Annotated in this window: 18 protein-coding genes; 14 read left to right on the top strand and 4 right to left on the bottom strand. The window is 56.9% G+C overall.

The genetic code is table 11. The features are described 5' to 3' along the window. Positions 1 to 54 precede the first annotated feature (54 nt). From trpS to ACR0JI_RS10910, 14 genes are all read left to right on the top strand, one after another. On the top strand, positions 55 to 1083 hold the full coding sequence (gene trpS, locus ACR0JI_RS10975) for a tryptophan--tRNA ligase (RefSeq protein WP_480475150.1): 1029 nt from the start codon (positions 55 to 57) through the stop codon (positions 1081 to 1083). Positions 1084 to 1142: 59 nt separating this feature from the next. Continuing rightward, complete coding sequence (locus ACR0JI_RS10970) at positions 1143 to 2006, top strand: branched-chain amino acid aminotransferase (RefSeq protein ID WP_480494286.1); 864 nt, start codon at positions 1143 to 1145, stop codon at positions 2004 to 2006. 76 nt (positions 2007 to 2082) lie between these two features. Then, positions 2083 to 2538 carry a universal stress protein gene (locus tag ACR0JI_RS10965; RefSeq protein WP_267366250.1) on the top strand — a complete coding sequence of 152 codons (456 nt, stop codon included), beginning with the start codon at positions 2083 to 2085 and terminating at the stop codon, positions 2536 to 2538. Positions 2539 to 2547: 9 nt separating this feature from the next. After that, entirely contained in the window at positions 2548 to 3141 is a 594-nt protein-coding gene (locus ACR0JI_RS10960; RefSeq protein WP_480475146.1) for a DsbA family protein, read from the top strand. 69 nt (positions 3142 to 3210) lie between these two features. Further along, the gene (locus ACR0JI_RS10955) at positions 3211 to 3774 is read left to right on the top strand and encodes a NifU family protein (RefSeq protein WP_480475144.1); all 564 of its coding nucleotides are present in this window, start codon (positions 3211 to 3213) and stop codon (positions 3772 to 3774) included. Further along, a complete protein-coding gene (tsaB, locus tag ACR0JI_RS10950; RefSeq protein ID WP_480475142.1) occupies positions 3764 to 4354 on the top strand; it encodes a tRNA (adenosine(37)-N6)-threonylcarbamoyltransferase complex dimerization subunit type 1 TsaB in 591 nt (196 codons plus the stop codon). The genes ACR0JI_RS10955 and tsaB overlap by 11 nt, the downstream gene beginning before the upstream one ends. Then, a complete protein-coding gene (locus ACR0JI_RS10945) occupies positions 4351 to 4764 on the top strand; it encodes a GNAT family N-acetyltransferase (protein WP_480879655.1) in 414 nt (137 codons plus the stop codon). Before tsaB ends, ACR0JI_RS10945 begins: the two co-directional genes overlap by 4 nt. 158 nt (positions 4765 to 4922) lie before the next feature. Then, a complete protein-coding gene (locus ACR0JI_RS10940; RefSeq protein ID WP_480475138.1) occupies positions 4923 to 5921 on the top strand; it encodes a BMP family lipoprotein in 999 nt (332 codons plus the stop codon). Between the two features lie 95 nt (positions 5922 to 6016). Beyond that, a complete protein-coding gene (locus ACR0JI_RS10935; protein ID WP_480475136.1) occupies positions 6017 to 7546 on the top strand; it encodes an ABC transporter ATP-binding protein in 1530 nt (509 codons plus the stop codon). Between the two features lies 1 nt (position 7547). Beyond that, positions 7548 to 8642 carry an ABC transporter permease gene (locus ACR0JI_RS10930; protein WP_480475134.1) on the top strand — a complete coding sequence of 365 codons (1095 nt, stop codon included), beginning with the start codon at positions 7548 to 7550 and terminating at the stop codon, positions 8640 to 8642. Continuing rightward, entirely contained in the window at positions 8642 to 9610 is a 969-nt protein-coding gene (locus ACR0JI_RS10925) for an ABC transporter permease (RefSeq protein WP_480475132.1), read from the top strand. Before ACR0JI_RS10930 ends, ACR0JI_RS10925 begins: the two co-directional genes overlap by 1 nt. 90 nt (positions 9611 to 9700) lie before the next feature. Next, positions 9701 to 10624 carry a sulfite exporter TauE/SafE family protein gene (locus ACR0JI_RS10920; RefSeq protein ID WP_480475130.1) on the top strand — a complete coding sequence of 308 codons (924 nt, stop codon included), beginning with the start codon at positions 9701 to 9703 and terminating at the stop codon, positions 10622 to 10624. Between the two features lie 91 nt (positions 10625 to 10715). After that, complete coding sequence (locus ACR0JI_RS10915; RefSeq protein WP_480475128.1) at positions 10716 to 11636, top strand: sulfite exporter TauE/SafE family protein; 921 nt, start codon at positions 10716 to 10718, stop codon at positions 11634 to 11636. A 2-nt stretch (positions 11637 to 11638) separates the two neighbouring features. Further along, the gene (locus ACR0JI_RS10910; protein ID WP_480475126.1) at positions 11639 to 12406 is read left to right on the top strand and encodes a TIGR02186 family protein; all 768 of its coding nucleotides are present in this window, start codon (positions 11639 to 11641) and stop codon (positions 12404 to 12406) included. Between the two features lie 3 nt (positions 12407 to 12409). On the opposite strand, the gene ACR0JI_RS10905 is transcribed toward ACR0JI_RS10910, so the two are convergent. The 4 genes from ACR0JI_RS10905 to ACR0JI_RS10890 form a co-directional block, all read right to left on the bottom strand. After that, positions 12410 to 13138 (bottom strand): SDR family oxidoreductase, encoded by a 729-nt coding sequence (locus ACR0JI_RS10905; RefSeq protein WP_480475124.1) that lies wholly within the window; start codon positions 13136 to 13138, stop codon positions 12410 to 12412. Next, complete coding sequence (locus ACR0JI_RS10900) at positions 13126 to 14667, bottom strand: ATP-dependent DNA helicase (RefSeq protein ID WP_480475122.1); 1542 nt, start codon at positions 14665 to 14667, stop codon at positions 13126 to 13128. Before ACR0JI_RS10900 ends, ACR0JI_RS10905 begins: the two co-directional genes overlap by 13 nt. Before the next feature lie 60 nt (positions 14668 to 14727). Next, the gene (locus ACR0JI_RS10895; protein WP_480475120.1) at positions 14728 to 15366 is read right to left on the bottom strand and encodes an acyl-homoserine-lactone synthase; all 639 of its coding nucleotides are present in this window, start codon (positions 15364 to 15366) and stop codon (positions 14728 to 14730) included. Between the two features lie 82 nt (positions 15367 to 15448). Next, on the bottom strand, positions 15449 to 16168 hold the full coding sequence (locus tag ACR0JI_RS10890; protein ID WP_480475118.1) for a helix-turn-helix transcriptional regulator: 720 nt from the start codon (positions 16166 to 16168) through the stop codon (positions 15449 to 15451). Positions 16169 to 16365 lie beyond the last annotated feature (197 nt).

Below are 16365 nucleotides of genomic sequence, written 5' to 3'. Positions count from 1 at the left end.
TTGCCTCATGGGTAAGCGACGGGGGCTGATTTTTCCAGACAGGAGTTCCCTTTGATGACTGAGTCCCAATTCACGCCGCGCGTGTTTTCCGGCATCCAGCCTTCGGGAAACCTGCACCTTGGGAACTACCTTGGTGCACTCAAGCGTTTTGTCGATATGCAGGGTCCCGAATTCGAAACCGTCTATTGCATGGTCGATTTGCACGCCATCACCGTATGGCAGGACCCAGATCGCCTACGCGAAAAAACACGCGAGGTTTGCGCGGGCTTTATCGCGGCGGGCCTTGATCCAGAAAAATCAATCCTGTTCAACCAAAGCCAGGTGCCCGAGCACACTCAACTGGCCTGGATTTTCAACTGCGTCGCCCGAATGGGCTGGATGCAACGGATGACGCAGTTCAAGGACAAGGCGGGCAAAAATGCGCAAAATGCCTCGCTTGGCCTGTTTGCGTACCCTGCCCTGATGGCAGCCGATATTCTTGTCTACCACGCGACACATGTTCCTGTGGGCGAAGACCAGAAGCAACACCTGGAATTAACCCGCGATATCGCGATCAAGTTCAACCATGACTACGGCGTCGACTTCTTTCCCGTGACTGAGCCCGTGATTGGAGGCCCTGCCCCGCGCGTGATGAACCTGCGGGACGGTTCGCGCAAAATGTCGTCCTCCGATCCCTCGGACATGAGCCGGATCAACCTGACCGATAATGCCGATGCGATCGCAAAGAAAATCCGCAAGGCCAAGACCGACCCTGACGCTTTGCCGTCGGATGTTGAAGGTCTGGAGGGCCGCCCCGAAGCGCGTAATCTGGTCAATATCTACGCAGCACTCAGCGAACAAAGCATCGAGCAGGTTCTGGCCGAAGTTGGCGGCAAGCAGTTCGGTGATTTCAAACCGATGCTGGCTGATCTGGCGGTCGCCAAGCTGGCCCCAATCTCGACTGAGATGTCGCGCCTTATGGGAGAACAGGCCGAGATTGACCGGATTCTGGCTCATGGGGCCGAGCGCGCGCGTCAGATCGCCGCTCCGATCCTGCAAAAGACCTATGAAATCGTCGGTATGGTCGGATCGGCATCACGCTGAATGCACTGGACCTTCGCCTGACGCCCACCTAGGGTCTGCCTGAACCACAGGAGGGCGTCATGGCAACCGGCAAAAACATCCGGACCTACTTTCAGGGCCATTGGCATGACGGGGATACTCCCATCATGCGCGCAGCGGATCATGGGGCCTGGCTTGGATCATCCGTATTCGATGGTGCCCGCTATTTCGACGGGTTGGCCCCTGATCTGCAAGCCCATTGCGCCCGGGTGAACCGGTCCGCCGAAGCCCTGATGCTGACACCGACCATGACAACCGAACAGATGGTCGAATTGGTGCATGAAGGGTTGCAAGCCTACAGCCCTGACACAGCTGTTTATATCCGCCCGATGTATTGGGGCATTGATGGCGACAGCACGGCAATCGTTCCGCAGGAAAACAGCACAGGGTTTGCCATCTGTCTGGAAGAAATCCCGATGGCACCTGAAACGGCTTCAGCCACGCTGTCGACCACGCGGTTCCGTCGCCCGGTACAGGAATCAGCAGTGGTCAACGCCAAGGCCGGGTGCCTTTACCCCAACAATGCGCGCATGTTGCAAGAGGCGCGCTCCAAGGGATTCTCGAACGCACTGGTCGCTGACGCGATGGGCAATGTGGCCGAAACGGCAACAGCCAACATCTTCATGGTCAAGGATGGCGAGGTCTTTACCCCGATCCCCAACGGCACATTTTTGGCAGGGATCACGCGGGCGCGACATATCAAGAATCTGCGCGAGGATGGTGTTACAGTTCATGAAACGGTCTTGGGTTTCGAGGATTTTCACCAGGCGGACGAGGTTTTCATGTCCGGCAATATGAGCAAGATCTCACCGGTGACTGCGCTAGAAGACACACAGTTTCAGGTTGGTCCAATTGCCCGCCGTGCCCGCGCACTTTACTGGGACTGGGCTGCAAGCGAACGCTAGTAATCGACATGAACGTGTCCGAGTTGCCAGCACGCAAACGCTCGGGCATGATCTCTTAAAATTGAAGAGGACACCCATGCGTAAGTTCTTAGTTGTTCTGGATGACAGCCGTGAATGCCTGAACGCAATGCGGTTCGCCGCGATGCGTGCCGCGCATACAGGTGGCGGCGTGACGATCTTGTCGGTTATTCCGCCGGACGAGTTCAATCACTGGATCGGTGTTGCCGAAACCATGCGCGAAGAAGCCCGGGAACGTATCCATGCCCATTTCGAAGTCTTCGCCAAATGGATGCGCGACAAACAGAATGTAGAACCTGAACTGGCCATTCGCGAAGGTGATCCGGTGCCGCAGATCATCGAACATGTTCAGTCTGACCCAGAGATCGGCGTTCTCGTTCTTGGGGCGGGAACTGACAAGAAAGGCCCCGGCCCGCTGGTGACCCAGCTCACAAAGAACTCTGGCAGCCTGCCGATCCCGATAACGATTGTTCCCGGTGATCTGAGCAAGGAAAAGCTGGAAGAAATCACCTGAGGATCGAACGTGGCGAAGACGTTGCAGTTCTGGTTCGACTTCGCCTCGACCTATTCCTATCTCAGCGCGATGCGAATCGAACAGGCCGCACGGGGCACAGGTGTCTCGGTCGACTGGCAACCTTTTCTGTTGGGGCCGATTTTCGCGGATCAGGGATGGCGCACATCGCCGTTCAACCTGTATCCGGCCAAAGGGCGCTATATGTGGCGTGACATGGAACGTCTTTGCAGCGCACGCGGGCTGAAATTAGTTCGGCCTGACCCGTTCCCGCAAAACTCCCTCACCGCAGCGCGCCTGACTCTGGCCCTTGCGCATGGTGAGGAACGGGCTGCCTTCGCAAAGGCTGTCTTCAGCGCTGAATTCGGGGACGGACGGGACATCTCGGACGAAGACGTGCTTGAGGATTGCCTGAAGATGGCAGATCTGCCTGCGGCAGTGATGAATCGCCGAAAAGATGCGAGCATCAAGGCTGCTCTGTTCGAGCAATCCGCGCGCGCAAAAGCACTTGGCCTGTTCGGCGCACCGAGTTTTGTGGCGGGGGCAGAGCTGTTTTGGGGAGATGACCGGCTGGATGAGGCGATTCGTTACTTGCTCACGATTTAGAATCGTTCCAAATATTGACTTCTCCGACCCCTGAGCGCATATCAGAAACACCTCAGACGGAGCTGCCTCATGTTCATCCAGACCGAATCCACCCCAAACCCGGCCACATTGAAATTTCTACCCGGCCAAACGGTGCTTGAGGCAGGAACCGCGGATTTCCCGACAGCCGAGGCTGGTGATAAGTCCCCACTGGCCAAACGAATCTTTGCGGTAAACGGTGTGACCGGTGTGTTTTTTGGAAACGACTTTGTCACTGTGACCAAATCCGACGAAGTTCAGTGGGATCACATCAAACCTGCAATTCTTGGCGCAGTGATGGAGCATTATCAATCCGGCCAGCCTGTCATGGGTGCAGACGCGGCAGCGGCCTCGGGTCATGCCGAACATACCGGAGAAGATGCGGAAATCGTCAATCAGATCAAAGATCTGCTGGACAGCCGCGTGCGCCCGGCCGTGGCACAGGATGGTGGCGACATTACCTTTCATGGCTTTGATCGCGGCGTGGTCTATCTGCACATGCAAGGTGCCTGCGCGGGGTGCCCGTCATCGACCCTGACACTGAAGATGGGTATCGAAAACCTGCTGCGCCACTACATCCCTGAAGTGACCGAGGTTCGACCAGTTGCCGTCTGACCCGACGATCCTGGCATTTGATACATCGGCCGCGCATTGCGCGGCCGCTTTGTTGCGTGGCGGTGTGATCGCAATGTCCCGTGTCGAAGACATGGCACGCGGCCAGGCCGAACGGTTGATGCCCTTGTTGCAAGAAGTACTGACCGAAGCCGGTTGCGTATGGGCCGATCTGGACGCCATCGGTGTTGGGATTGGGCCCGGCAATTTCACGGGTATACGCATCTCGGTCTCTGCCGCCCGGGGCCTTGCCTTGGGCCTTGGCGTCCCCGCGGTGGGTGTTTCTGGATTCGATGCTCTGATTGAACTGGCAGAAGAGAGCCAACTTCCAGCCATCCCTGCGCCGCGCGAACAGGTGTATGTACAACTTCCCGGAACCGGCCCTTGCCTGTTGCCTTTGGGCGAGGCCGAACAGCATGGGCCTTTGTATGTCTGCCCCGACCCCGCATTGCAGGTACAAGCCGTTGCCAAACTTGCCGCAAGACGATGGCACAGCGTCAGTGCGTCTCCAGCCCCGCTATATGTCAGACCTGCGGACGCGGCCCCGTCCCGAGATGTGCCGCCTGTGTTGCTGGACCAATGACGCCTTACGAGATGGCAGCGACACATGCAGCGGCGTTCACCCAGTCACGCCCATGGACTGCCGATGAGTTCGCCATCCTTTTGGAGAACCGGTTCACTGATTACGTTGGGGATGCCCGTTGCTTTGCCCTGTTTCAGGTGATCGCGGGTGAGGCAGAGTTGCTGACGATTGCGACTCATCCCGCGTTTCAAAAACAAGGGCTCGGGTCACAGGCGATGCACGACTGGCACGACCGGGCAGTCACTTTGCAGGCAAACCGCGCTTTTCTGGACGTCGCTGCCGACAATGTTGCAGCAATCGCTTTGTACTGGCGATGCGGGTATCGCCAGTGCGGTCAGCGCAAGGGTTATTATTCCAGAAAAACAGGCCCAAATATCGATGCTCTCGTAATGGAACGCCGACTGCCCTAACGGCAACCAAAGATTTTTTAGACCATTTGGTCAGAAATCAATTGACCATGACGGTTGCAAACGTCCTTAATTCCCGCCATCACAACACTTATGCTCGCTAAAAGTGGGTAAACGGGGCTAATCTTACCTCGTGCCAACAAAAAAAATGGGAGACTTAAATGACCCTGATGAAATCCTTGATGGGTGCTGCCGCTGCTGTCGCTCTGACCGCAGGTGCAACTTTCGCCGAACCGGCGCTGATCTTTGACCTGGGCGGCAAGTTCGACAAATCTTTCAACGAAGCCGCGTATAATGGCGCGCAGCGTTGGGCCAATGAGACCGGCGGCGAGTACCGCGAGATCGAGATCCAGTCGGAAGCACAGCGCGAACAGGCTCTGCGCCGTTTCGCAGAATCAGGTGCCAACCCGATCATCACCATGGGCTTTGGTATGGCCGATCCGTTGTCGGCCGTTGCAGGCGATTATCCTGAAACCAAATTCGTGGCTGTCGACGTGAACTGGCTGGACATCCCCAACATCCGCCAGATCGGCTTTGCCGAGCATGAAGGGTCGTACCTGGTTGGCATGATGGCAGCGATGGCATCGAAATCGGGAACCGTTGGCTTTATCGGCGGTATGGACATTCCGCTGATCCGCCACTTTGGCTGCGGATACGCACAAGGCGCCAAAGCCGTGAACCCGGACATCAATGTTGTCGCCAACATGACCGGCACCACCCCTGCGGCATGGAACGACCCGGTAAAAGGTTCGGAACTTACAAAAGCACAGATCAGCCAGGGTGCTGACGTGATCTACGCCGCGGCTGGCGGTACAGGTGTTGGCGTTCTGCAAACGGCAGCCGACGAAGGCATCCTGTCGATCGGCGTGGACAGCAACCAGAACCACCTGCATCCGGGCAAGGTCCTGACGTCGATGCTGAAACGTGTGGACGTCGCGGTGTATGACGCGATGAAAGCAGGTGACGCCGTAGAAACCGGCGTGTTCACCATGGGACTGGCCGAAGAAGGTGTAGGCGTCGCCATGGACGATAACAACAAAGAGCTTGTTTCGGTCCAAATGAACGATGCGGTGGAAGAAGCCCGCAAAGCCATCATCAACGGCGATATCACCGTTGTCAGCTATTACGAGAACGACAGCTGCCCCGCACTGCAGTTCTGATATCGCGCGGGGCGGAAGGAACCCTTCCGCCCCGCCATCCACTCTGCCATCCGTGCCACCTGCCGGATGGGCTTTTCGGCAGTTGAGGGTAAGACATGACCGTCCCCGCCATTGAGCTCAAAGGGATTTCCAAATCCTTTGGGCCGGTTCAGGCCAACAAAGACATCTCAATCAGCGTCGCCCCCGGCACGATCCATGGGATCATCGGTGAAAACGGTGCGGGCAAATCCACGCTGATGAGCATCCTCTACGGCTTTTACAAAGCCGACAAAGGTGAAATTTGGATCAACGGGACAAAGACCGAAATCCCTGACAGCCAGGCGGCTATCGCCTCGGGCATCGGGATGGTGTTTCAGCACTTCAAGCTGGTAGAGAATTTCACTGTTCTGGAAAACATCGTTCTGGGTGCCGAAGATGGCGGCCTTCTGGCTCCGTCTCTGGCCAAGGCCCGCAAAGAACTGAAAGAACTGGAAGAAGAATACGAACTGTTCGTTGACCCCGACAAACGCATTGATGAGATCGGTGTGGGGATGCAGCAGCGTGTCGAAATTTTGAAGGCTTTGTATCGCAAGGCCGAGATTCTGATTCTGGATGAACCGACTGGAGTTCTGACCCCGGCAGAAGCTGACCAGCTGTTCCGTATCCTGGATCGTCTGCGAGCTGAAGGGAAAACGATCATCGTGATCACCCACAAGCTGCGCGAAATCATGGAAAACACCGATACCGTTTCGGTCATGCGCCGTGGGCAGATGACGGCTACGGTGAAAACTTCGGACACCAGCCCTGAAGAACTGGCCGAACTGATGGTAGGCCGTAAGGTTTTGCTGCAAGTCGACAAGGTGCCTGCGACGCCGGGCAAGCCCATCCTTGAGATCGAAAAACTGAGCGTTTTTGATTCCGCTGGTGTTGAACGGGTTAAAGGTATCGACCTGACCGTTCGTGCCGGTGAGATCGTCGGCATTGCCGGTGTGGCGGGCAATGGACAGTCGGAGTTGCTAGAGGTTCTGGGCGGGATGCGTCCGGGACAAGGCTCGATCAAGCTGAATGGCGAACCGCTGGCACTAAGCGGTGCCGGATCAGACGGTCAGGCGCGTCGTGCACAGCGCATCGCGCACGTGCCCGAAGACCGTCAGCGCGAAGGCCTGATTATGGATTTCCACGCCTGGGAGAACGTGGCCTTTGGCTATCACCGGGACCCCGCTTATCAGCGTGGCCTGTTCATGGACAATTCCGCGCTGCGCGCTGATACCGAAGCCAAGATCGAGAAATTCGATGTTCGGCCACCGGATCCTTGGCTTGCCGCCAAGAGCTTTTCGGGCGGGAACCAGCAGAAAATCGTCGTTGCCCGCGAAATCGAGCGAAACCCTGACCTGCTGCTGGTCGGCCAGCCGACGCGCGGCGTTGACATCGGTGCGATCGAATTCATTCACAAGCAGATCGTTGCCCTGCGCGACCAAGGCAAGGCGATCCTGCTGGTTTCGGTTGAGTTGGAAGAGATCTTCTCGCTGTCCGACCGGATCGCAGTGATGTTCGACGGGCATATCATGGGCGAACGCCTGCCCAGCGAAACAGATGAAAAAGAACTTGGCCTGCTGATGGCCGGTGTTGCAGGAGAGGCCGCATAGGATGGAAAAAATGCCTAAATGGGCCGATGTCGTTCTGATCCCGCTGATCAGTCTGTTGCTGGCCGCTTTCCTGTCTGCGCTGGTCATCCTCGCCATCGGAGAAAACCCCGTCGAAGCTGTTAAGCTGATGGTAACAGGCGCGTTGGGGTCAACCTATGGCTGGGGCTATACGCTCTATTACGCGACAAATTTCATGTTTACCGGCCTTGCGGTCGCCGTCGCATTCCACGCCCGCTTGTTCAACATTGGTGGCGAAGGTCAGGCGATGTTGGGCGGTCTTGGGGTGGCCATGGTTTGCCTGTACGTCGACTGGCCGCATTGGAGCATTGCATTGCTTGCGGCCTGCGCGGCATCAATGCTGTTCGGTGCGTTTTGGGCCGCTATCCCAGCCTATCTTCAGGCCAAGCGCGGCAGCCATATCGTGATTACCACGATCATGTTCAATTTCATTGCCGCTGCCTTTCTGAACTACATGTTGGTCAACATCATGCGCCCGCAAGGGTCGCAGGACCCGGCAACCGCGCGATTCCCCGAAACCGTCCATCTGCCAACTTTCCAGTCAATGTTCTCGACCGCAGAAAACGTGGTGTTCCGGGGGGCTCCGGTAAACATTACATTCTTCATCGCGTTGCTGGCCTGTGTCGTCGTCTGGGCGCTGATCTGGCGGACCCGGCTGGGCTATGAAATCCGAGCTTATGGCCACTCTGAAACCGGCGCGGTCTATGCCGGTATCTCACCGGTTCGCATTACTATTGTTGCGATGCTGATCTCGGGTGCGCTGGCAGGTTTGATGGCCATCAATAACGTCATGGGCGAGGCGGAGCGCCTTGTCCTGAACTCGACCGAAGGCGCTGGGTTCATCGGGATTGCCGTGGCCCTTATGGGGCGCTCACATCCTTTCGGCGTATTGCTGGCCGCGCTTTTGTTCGGGTTCCTGTATCAGGGCGGGGCGGAACTGGCCCTGTGGGCATCGATCCCGCGCGAGCTGATCGTAGTCATTCAAGCGCTGGTGATCCTGTTCACCGGTGCGCTGGACAACATGGTACGGATGCCGCTTGAGAAACTGTTCCTTGGTATGCGGAAGAGGGCAGAGTAATGGACTTCTTTGTAACCCTCATCCAGGTTCTGGATTCGACCATCCGCCTATCCACGCCTCTTTTGCTGGCCTGTTTGGCCGGTCTGTATTCGGAACGGGCTGGCATTTTCGACATCGGGCTGGAAGGCAAAATGCTGGTGGCCGCGTTCTTTTCTGCGGCTGTCGCGGCGGTTACGGGTTCAGTCTGGCTGGGCTTGCTGGCAGGCATCGGATCCTCATTGGCGCTGTCAGGGCTGCACGGGTTGGCATCGATAACCTTCCGGGGCAACCAGCTGATTTCGGGTGTCGCAATAAACTTTCTCGCCTCGGGCCTGACAGTGCTTGTCGCCCAAAGCTGGTTCCAACAGGGCGGTCGAACGCCCTCGCTCTTTGGTGGCGGCCGGTTCGAGCCTATCAACTTTCCATTTGCCGATGCGCTTGGAGGGGTTCCGATTGTCGGCCCGATCTATTCCGAACTGCTCTCGGGCCATTCGATCCTTGTTTATGTGGCATTCCTGATGGTTCCAGCAACGTGGTGGGTGCTTTTCCGCACACGGTTCGGCCTGCGCCTGCGGGCTGTGGGTGAAAACCCGGCAGCCGTCGACACGGCAGGTGTATCCGTGGTTGGCCTGCGCTTCGCAGCCGTCGCGATCTGTGGCGTACTTTGTGGTATCGCGGGCGCTTATCTGGCGACGGCTTTGCAGGCGGGGTTCGTCAAGGAAATGACCGCTGGTCGTGGCTTTATTGCGCTGGCCGCCTTGATCTTTGCCAAATGGCGCCCGTGGCACGCCATGTGGGCCTGTTTGCTGTTTGGCCTGCTTCAGGCGGTAGCACTTCGGTTCCAAAACATCGATCTTGGTGGCGTAGTGATTCCGGTCCAGGTGATGGACGCCCTGCCCTATATCCTGACAGTTGTTATTCTGGCCGGTTTTGTCGGCAAGGCCGTGCCACCACGGGCAGGCGGAGAGCCCTACATCAAAGAGCGCTGATAAGGCCAGTTCCGAATGGAGTTTCAGTCCTGTTCGCTGCAAGGCGGCATGCAGAGTTGATTTTGCATGCCGCAACCGTTCTAAGAGGGTATGCACGTATACCTTCCCATAGCCGAAGTTTCTGTCAGCCCATTCCTGCTGTTGGGGATCGGTGGGGTCGTCGGTGTTTTATCTGGCATGTTCGGTGTCGGCGGAGGATTTTTGATCACTCCGCTGCTGTTTTTTATCGGCATTCCCCCGGCGGTTGCCGTTGCGACATCAGCCAATCAGGTTGTCGCTTCTTCCATTTCGGGATTGTTGGCGCATCTCAGGCGCAAGACCGTGGACCTGAAAATGGGAAGCGTTCTGCTGACCGGAGGGTTGTTTGGCGCGGCCCTGGGTATGGTGGTTTTCAATTTTCTCAAGCATCTCGGACAGGTCGATCTGGCTGTACAGATTTGCTATGTCGTGTTTCTGGGGGCCATCGGAACCCTGATGTTCATTGAAAGCCTTGCCGCCATCCGAAAAGCCAGAAAGCCTGGGTATCAACCTGCCCCCAAGCGACGCCAGCGTACATGGGTTCACGCACTGCCCTTCAAGATGCGGTTTCGGGCATCAAGCCTGTACATCTCGGTCATACCACCTGCACTGGTCGGGTTTGGTGTTGGCATCCTGTCGGCGATCATGGGTGTCGGCGGCGGGTTCATCATGGTACCCGCGATGATCTATGTTCTTGGCATTCCGACCAAAGTGGTTATCGGGACATCCCTGTTCCAGATCATTTTCGTCGCCGGTTTCACAACCATGATACATGCGTCGACAAATTTCAGCGTCGACATAGTGCTTGCCCTGTTCTTGTTGCTTGGCGGTGTTCTGGGCGCGCAATTGGGGACGCAGATCGGTGCACGTCTGAAAGCCGAACAGCTGCGCATTTTGTTGGCGTTGCTGGTCATGGGCGTTGCCGGAAAGATCGGATTTGACCTTCTATTGCCGCCGTTGGAGATCTTTTCTCTGGCAGAGCCTGGAGGGGTATGATGTTGTTTTCCCCGTACCACGCGACAATAACCGCTCTTGAATTCGAGTTTGATAGAAGGCAAGCCAAGACCCAGCGCAAAGTGACGGTATCATGCATATTTACCTGCCCATAGCCGAAGTCTCGGTAAATGCATTTCTACTCCTTGGTCTGGGTGGAATGGTTGGAATTCTGTCGGGGATGTTCGGGGTCGGCGGCGGGTTTCTCATGACGCCGCTGCTGTTTTTCATTGGCATACCACCGGCTGTTGCGGTTGCGACAGAGGCCAATCAGATTGTTGCATCGTCCTTTTCCGGGGTGCTGGCCCATTTTCGACGAAAGACCGTTGACCTCAAGATGGGTACGGTTTTGTTGACAGGCGGTCTAGTCGGGGCTGCATTGGGCGTTGTTGTCTTTAACTATCTAAAAAGCCTGGGCCAGGTCGACCTTCTGGTAACTCTTTGTTACGTGGTCTTCCTTGGTATCATTGGCAGCCTGATGTTCATCGAAAGCTTGAGGGCGCTGCGCAAAGCCAAGAAAGGCGGGGCAGCGCCAGCCAAGCGCCGCCAACGTGGCTGGGTTCATTCGATGCCCTTCAAGATGCGCTTTCGCACATCAGGTCTTTATATCTCGGTCATTCCACCGGTTGTAGTTGGTCTAAGCGTCGGGGTCTTGTCCGCGATTATGGGGGTCGGTGGCGGCTTCATCATGGTCCCGGCGATGATTTACCTGCTGGGAATGCCCACGAAAGTCGTTGTCGGCACATCGTTGTTTCAGATCATCTTCGTAACCGCATTTACCACGATGCTGCACGCGACCACCAACTATACCGTGGACATTGTCCTGGCGGTTTTGCTGCTGGTCGGGGGCGTCATTGGCGCCCAGATCGGAACCGTAATCGGATCGCGCATGCCGGCTGAACAGCTTCGCGTTCTGTTGGCGGCGCTGGTTCTGGTCGTCTGCGGTAAACTGGCCCTTGATTTGCTTCTTGAACCATCCGAGCTTTATTCGCTTGGCAACAGCGGGGGGCATTAAGAATGCTGCGCTATGTCTTTGCCGCTTTGTGCCTGCTCTGCCTGCCCGCCGCAGCCGATGAAGAGCAGGTCGTCCTGGGCCTCAGCCAGGATCGTGTTGCGATCACTGCCGACTTTGACGGGTCTGAGATCCTCATTTTCGGGGCCATCAAACGGGAATCACCCATTCCGCCAGGCCCACCAGTCGCGGTTATTGTAGCGGTTGCAGGCCCGTCCGAGCCCGTAACGGTTCGCCGCAAAGAGCGAAAGCTAGGGATTTGGGTAAACACAGATAGCGTTCTGGTCGACCTGGCACCAAGTTTCTACGCAGTTGCCACCAGCGAACCGTTGGATCAAATTCTGACCGATACCGAAGACCTGCGTCACCGCATTTCGATCGAACGCGCGATCCGGTCGGTCGGAGCGGCGATGCACATCCGTGGTGCTCAGGATTTTGCAGATGCCGTGATCCGTATCCGTGAATCTGAACAGCTGTATTCCATCCGCGAGAACACAGTGGCCGTGGACGAACAAACTTTGTTCCGAACGTCAATCGACATGCCCGCGGACCTGACCGAAGGGGATTATTCCGCCCGGATCTTCCTGACCCGCGGAGGAGAGGTTGTATCGCAATACGAAACCAAAATCGACGTCCGTAAAGTCGGGTTGGAGCGGTTTCTGTACAATATGTCCCGTCAGCAACCCGTTTGGTACGGGCTGATGTCATTGGTTATCGCAATTGCCGCGGGTTGGGGCGCGTCGACAGCGTTCCGACTGTTGCGGGAAAACTGACACTCACCCCCTGCCGATATAGGGCATGGTCGTGGCCATGACCGTCATGAACTGCACATTCGCCTCGGGCGGCAGGGTGGCCATATGCAGAACGGACCGCGCGGCATCCTCAACCGCCATGGTTGGGTCCGGCGTCTGGCCTGCCGCCTGCGCCGCATCCACCAGATCCTGAACCATCTGTGTGCGTGCGTTGCCGATATCGATCTGACCACATGCAATTCCAAAGGATCGTCCATCTAGTGAAAGGCTGCGCGTCAGCCCCGTAATGGCATGTTTGGTCGCCGAATAATGTACAGAATTCGGGCGCGGAACATGCGCTGCAATCGAGCCGTTATTGATGATCCGCCCGCCCTGCGGGCTTTGATAACGCATGATCCCAAAGGCCTCACGCGCGCATAGAAACATACCGTTCAAGTTGACGTTGACGGTTTGATACCAATCGTCCAACGCGATTTCGTCGATTGTGCCCCCGCGGGCAAAAATACCAGCGTTGTTAAACAGAACATCAAGTCGCCCTGTCCGATCCATGAAGGCGTGGAACGCTTGTTTGACTGCGTCCGGGTCGGTCACATCGGCGGGCATTGCTATGGCCGCCGGGTATTCTTGCGCGAGGGCATTCAGCTTGTCCGCGCTGCGCGCCAGCAGCCCGACCGTCCAGCCCTGCGCCAGAAAAAGCTCGGCGGTGGCCCGACCGATGCCAGAGCTTGCACCAGTTACGATTATGGAACCCATGTCTCTTCTGCCTCCAGTGCGAGTGAAACTGCGGGGACCGCGCGCAAATCATCTATCTGCAACGGGTGGGTGGGTTTTGACAATCGATTGCGAACCACCCAGATCAAACGCTCCTGTGCGCGGGTGATCGCGACATAAGCCAAACGCTTCCACAAAGGCTGCCCGGCCTCAGTACGGCCCATCCGGGCGGCGGCGTAAATGTCAGGGGCAAACACCTGAACCGTGTCCCACTGTGATCCTTGTGCCTTGTGTATCGTCACCGCAGCCCCGTGCAAAAACGTCGCCCCCATACGAGCGGCAAAAGGAATGAAGGGCTCTTCCTCATCCGGTTTTTCGATCTGGACAATCGACGCGGCGCTGACCTGTGGGTCTTCGGCCCCGATCACATGCAAGCGAGAAAACCCCGGCTTGCGACCGGGGCCAAGATAGACAACCTGGGCCCCCTTGATCAGGCCGCGCGCCTCAAGATCCAACCGCTTTTTGCGGTGCTTCAACGGCAACTCGATCCCGTCGCAGATCAGCGGCTCACCTTCCAAAAGCTCCGTATCCGGTGCGCCATGAACTTGCCTGAACGCCTGTATCAAACGAATGCGCGTGGCGTTACGCCAGACCAGAACCGGGCTGCGCGCCATCAGATCAACTTCGACCCGCTGCCCCCAAACGACCCTGTCATCCCGGCGGGCGGTGTCTTCGACCAAACGCTCAAATTCTTCAAATCCCATCGACGGATTGGCAAGAGCGTGCGCCAGGTCCAGGATCGGGTTATCCGCGTCTTGCCGATGTACCCGCTGAAGCGTCAGCTTTCGTGGTTCGGGCAAGGCTTCAAACACCATGCTACCGGACTGATTGACCGGAGCCAGCTGTGCGGGATCACCGAACAGCAGAAGGGTCGGGAATATCTCTTTCAGGTCTTCGAACTGACGATCATCCAGCATCGACGCCTCGTCGACAAACCCGATGTCCAGCGGTTCCTCGCGGCGTTTCCAACCTGTAATGAAGTCCGAACCGCGCAATCCGGCAGCGGCCAGCGCTCCGGGAATCGATTTGTTGTTACGATAAAACGCAGCAGCACGGTCCAAAGCTTCGTCTGTCAGACCTTCGATCTCGGGGCGCTCATCATTTCCGGCCAGCCACTCGGCGATACGCTCGTATTCTGGGTCATAGACCGGCGTATAAAGGATGCGGTGAATAGTAGTTGCCGGAACACCGCGAAGGCGCAGAACACTTGCGGCTTTGTTTGTGGGGGCCAGAATGGCAAGGCTGCGCTTGTCTCTGGATTTACGACTTTCGTAGTCACCGGACACGACCTGAACACCGGTCTCCGCCAGCGCTTTGTAAAGTTCGGCCAGTAGCAACGTTTTGCCGGACCCGGCCTTGCCGATGACAGCCATCACGCCAGACTTCCCTGCCCCCGGCAGTTTGAGAAGGGCATCGTCCTCCAGGTCGACACCGGCTGAGCGCAGCATCTCGGCGATGCTGTCATACGCGGCGGCCTGATCATCTGAGAAGGTCACGTTGGGCAAAGACATGGCGCGACCCTACAGGGCCGCGCCAACCATCACCAGATGCGGAATTGCGTTTTCCGGTCCTTAGGCAGACAAGGCAAATCGGTGCAGTTTGGATCGCCCGAAAGCCGCCTTGAACCACATGCGCGAAAGCTCACGCGGGATCCCTGCCCGTTCAGCCACGCGGTTGCAATCATCCGCTGAATAGGGCCACAACCCAACCGAGATCTGGTCACGCCCTTTGCCTTGGGTTCCAAGAACCTTGGGGGACGACCCGATCAGACGATAGATCCGGATCATACGGGCATCAAAAACACCGGCAATATGCGTCAGGCCAAAGCCTTCCATCATCTCGCCCCCGCTTAGCATGATGGCCCCGGCAGTGTGCGGGCTGGCTGTGCGGGACAGGCAGAACCGGGTCACCTCCCAGATCAGCGGGCTGCAAATCGGCTTGCCGCCGTTGAGATGCCCAAACACCTCATTGATCATTACCCGGCCTGTTGTCGGCAATACCCGCATCGACCCGCCATGGCTGCCATCCGGTTCTTCCCAGATGACATAAAGCGGGTTGAGGTCGTCGTACTCATCCCGCTCTTCTCCTTTTTTGTTGACATGGACATCCCACCCCAACCGGGTTTTGAACTGATCTGCGCGATCCTTGAACATCCCCTCAGCCAGAGTCGGAAATCTGTGTAACTCATCGGCATATAGATAACGCAACATGACTATTCCCCTTGTCGTCCTGTGCAGGAACGAAGGGGGTACAGAGTCGTGGTTAATATTGCGTTTTGAGGACGCTTTGCACTTAAACGACTATTAATCCCCGGCTGAGTGCCGTTGCGATTGCGTGGGTCGTGTTAAGGGCTCCGAGTTTCGACCGGGCGCTTTCAATGTAAACGCGTAACGTGTGTTCGGAAATCGACAGGGAATGCGCCACCTGAGCGCGGCTGTAACCCAGTGCCAAAAGGGTAATTGCGTCAATTTCTCGGGGCGACAGGCCGCGCGTTGCATCCGGTTGCCTGTCTTTTTCAAACTCCAGCGCTTTGCGATTGATATAGTGCGCAACAAGAATCAACTCGCGCCCGAAGGTCGAGATGAAGGTCTGCCAAGTTTGATCGTCGCAACTATGGTTAACGGTAAAAAGAGCGAACTGGCCGTTTGGCCCTCGGATCGGGATCGAGTATCCCTGATTGCCGACCCCATGGTCGTGGGCATCCTGAAGGAATGATTTGGCCACCTTGCTGGACCAGTCCAGAGACTTCCAGTCAACTGGGTGAAATCGCTGGAAACACCCCAGAATTACAGGATCAATACGATGATAGTTTTTTTCCCTGTATCGTTCGTCCCAGGCGTCTGAGTACGTCGTATACCCGTATTGGTCCCCTGCGCCGTCAACCCAGTGATATGTCAGATGTGCGACCTTCAAAATGTCTCGCAGACATTCGGCGACGGTGCTGAGCTCTTCAAGCGTGCTGGTGTTTTCCAAATCCTGAAGGATTTGACCCAAATCGGTTTTCGTTCCCATCCGCGGGCGCCCGTGCCTCGTTCTTCAGGGACGCGATCTCGGCCGCCGCAATCAGCCTTGTATCATCAAGCTGTTCTGCAAGCGCGCTCAACCCATTCGCAACGGCAAAAGCGTTGAGGTCCGATAGTACGTCCAATATCCACTCATTTTGCGCCATCAGGGTCTCTCTGAAACAGTTAACGAAGCGTTAACACAAC

Source organism: Ruegeria sp. N10, assembly GCF_056531545.1.
Note: the sequence above shows the minus strand (reverse complement) of the source record. Positions and strands in the feature narration are given on the sequence as shown.

Excerpts from the sequence above, each read along its gene's own strand:
- trpS (WP_480475150.1), top strand. The coding sequence starts at position 55 with ATGACTGAGTCCCAATTCACGCCGCGCGTGTTTTCCGGCATCCAGCCT.
- ACR0JI_RS10970 (WP_480494286.1), top strand. The coding sequence starts at position 1,143 with ATGGCAACCGGCAAAAACATCCGGACCTACTTTCAGGGCCATTGGCAT.
- ACR0JI_RS10965 (WP_267366250.1), top strand. The coding sequence starts at position 2,083 with ATGCGTAAGTTCTTAGTTGTTCTGGATGACAGCCGTGAATGCCTGAAC.
- ACR0JI_RS10955 (WP_480475144.1), top strand. The coding sequence starts at position 3,211 with ATGTTCATCCAGACCGAATCCACCCCAAACCCGGCCACATTGAAATTT.
- ACR0JI_RS10945 (WP_480879655.1), top strand. The coding sequence starts at position 4,351 with ATGACGCCTTACGAGATGGCAGCGACACATGCAGCGGCGTTCACCCAG.
- ACR0JI_RS10940 (WP_480475138.1), top strand. The coding sequence starts at position 4,923 with ATGACCCTGATGAAATCCTTGATGGGTGCTGCCGCTGCTGTCGCTCTG.
- ACR0JI_RS10935 (WP_480475136.1), top strand. The coding sequence starts at position 6,017 with ATGACCGTCCCCGCCATTGAGCTCAAAGGGATTTCCAAATCCTTTGGG.
- ACR0JI_RS10930 (WP_480475134.1), top strand. The coding sequence starts at position 7,548 with ATGGAAAAAATGCCTAAATGGGCCGATGTCGTTCTGATCCCGCTGATC.
- ACR0JI_RS10925 (WP_480475132.1), top strand. The coding sequence starts at position 8,642 with ATGGACTTCTTTGTAACCCTCATCCAGGTTCTGGATTCGACCATCCGC.
- ACR0JI_RS10920 (WP_480475130.1), top strand. The coding sequence starts at position 9,701 with ATGCACGTATACCTTCCCATAGCCGAAGTTTCTGTCAGCCCATTCCTG.
- ACR0JI_RS10915 (WP_480475128.1), top strand. The coding sequence starts at position 10,716 with ATGCATATTTACCTGCCCATAGCCGAAGTCTCGGTAAATGCATTTCTA.
- ACR0JI_RS10910 (WP_480475126.1), top strand. The coding sequence starts at position 11,639 with ATGCTGCGCTATGTCTTTGCCGCTTTGTGCCTGCTCTGCCTGCCCGCC.
- ACR0JI_RS10905 (WP_480475124.1), bottom strand. The coding sequence starts at position 13,138 with ATGGGTTCCATAATCGTAACTGGTGCAAGCTCTGGCATCGGTCGGGCC.
- ACR0JI_RS10900 (WP_480475122.1), bottom strand. The coding sequence starts at position 14,667 with ATGTCTTTGCCCAACGTGACCTTCTCAGATGATCAGGCCGCCGCGTAT.
- ACR0JI_RS10895 (WP_480475120.1), bottom strand. The coding sequence starts at position 15,366 with ATGTTGCGTTATCTATATGCCGATGAGTTACACAGATTTCCGACTCTG.
- ACR0JI_RS10890 (WP_480475118.1), bottom strand. The coding sequence starts at position 16,168 with ATGGGAACGAAAACCGATTTGGGTCAAATCCTTCAGGATTTGGAAAAC.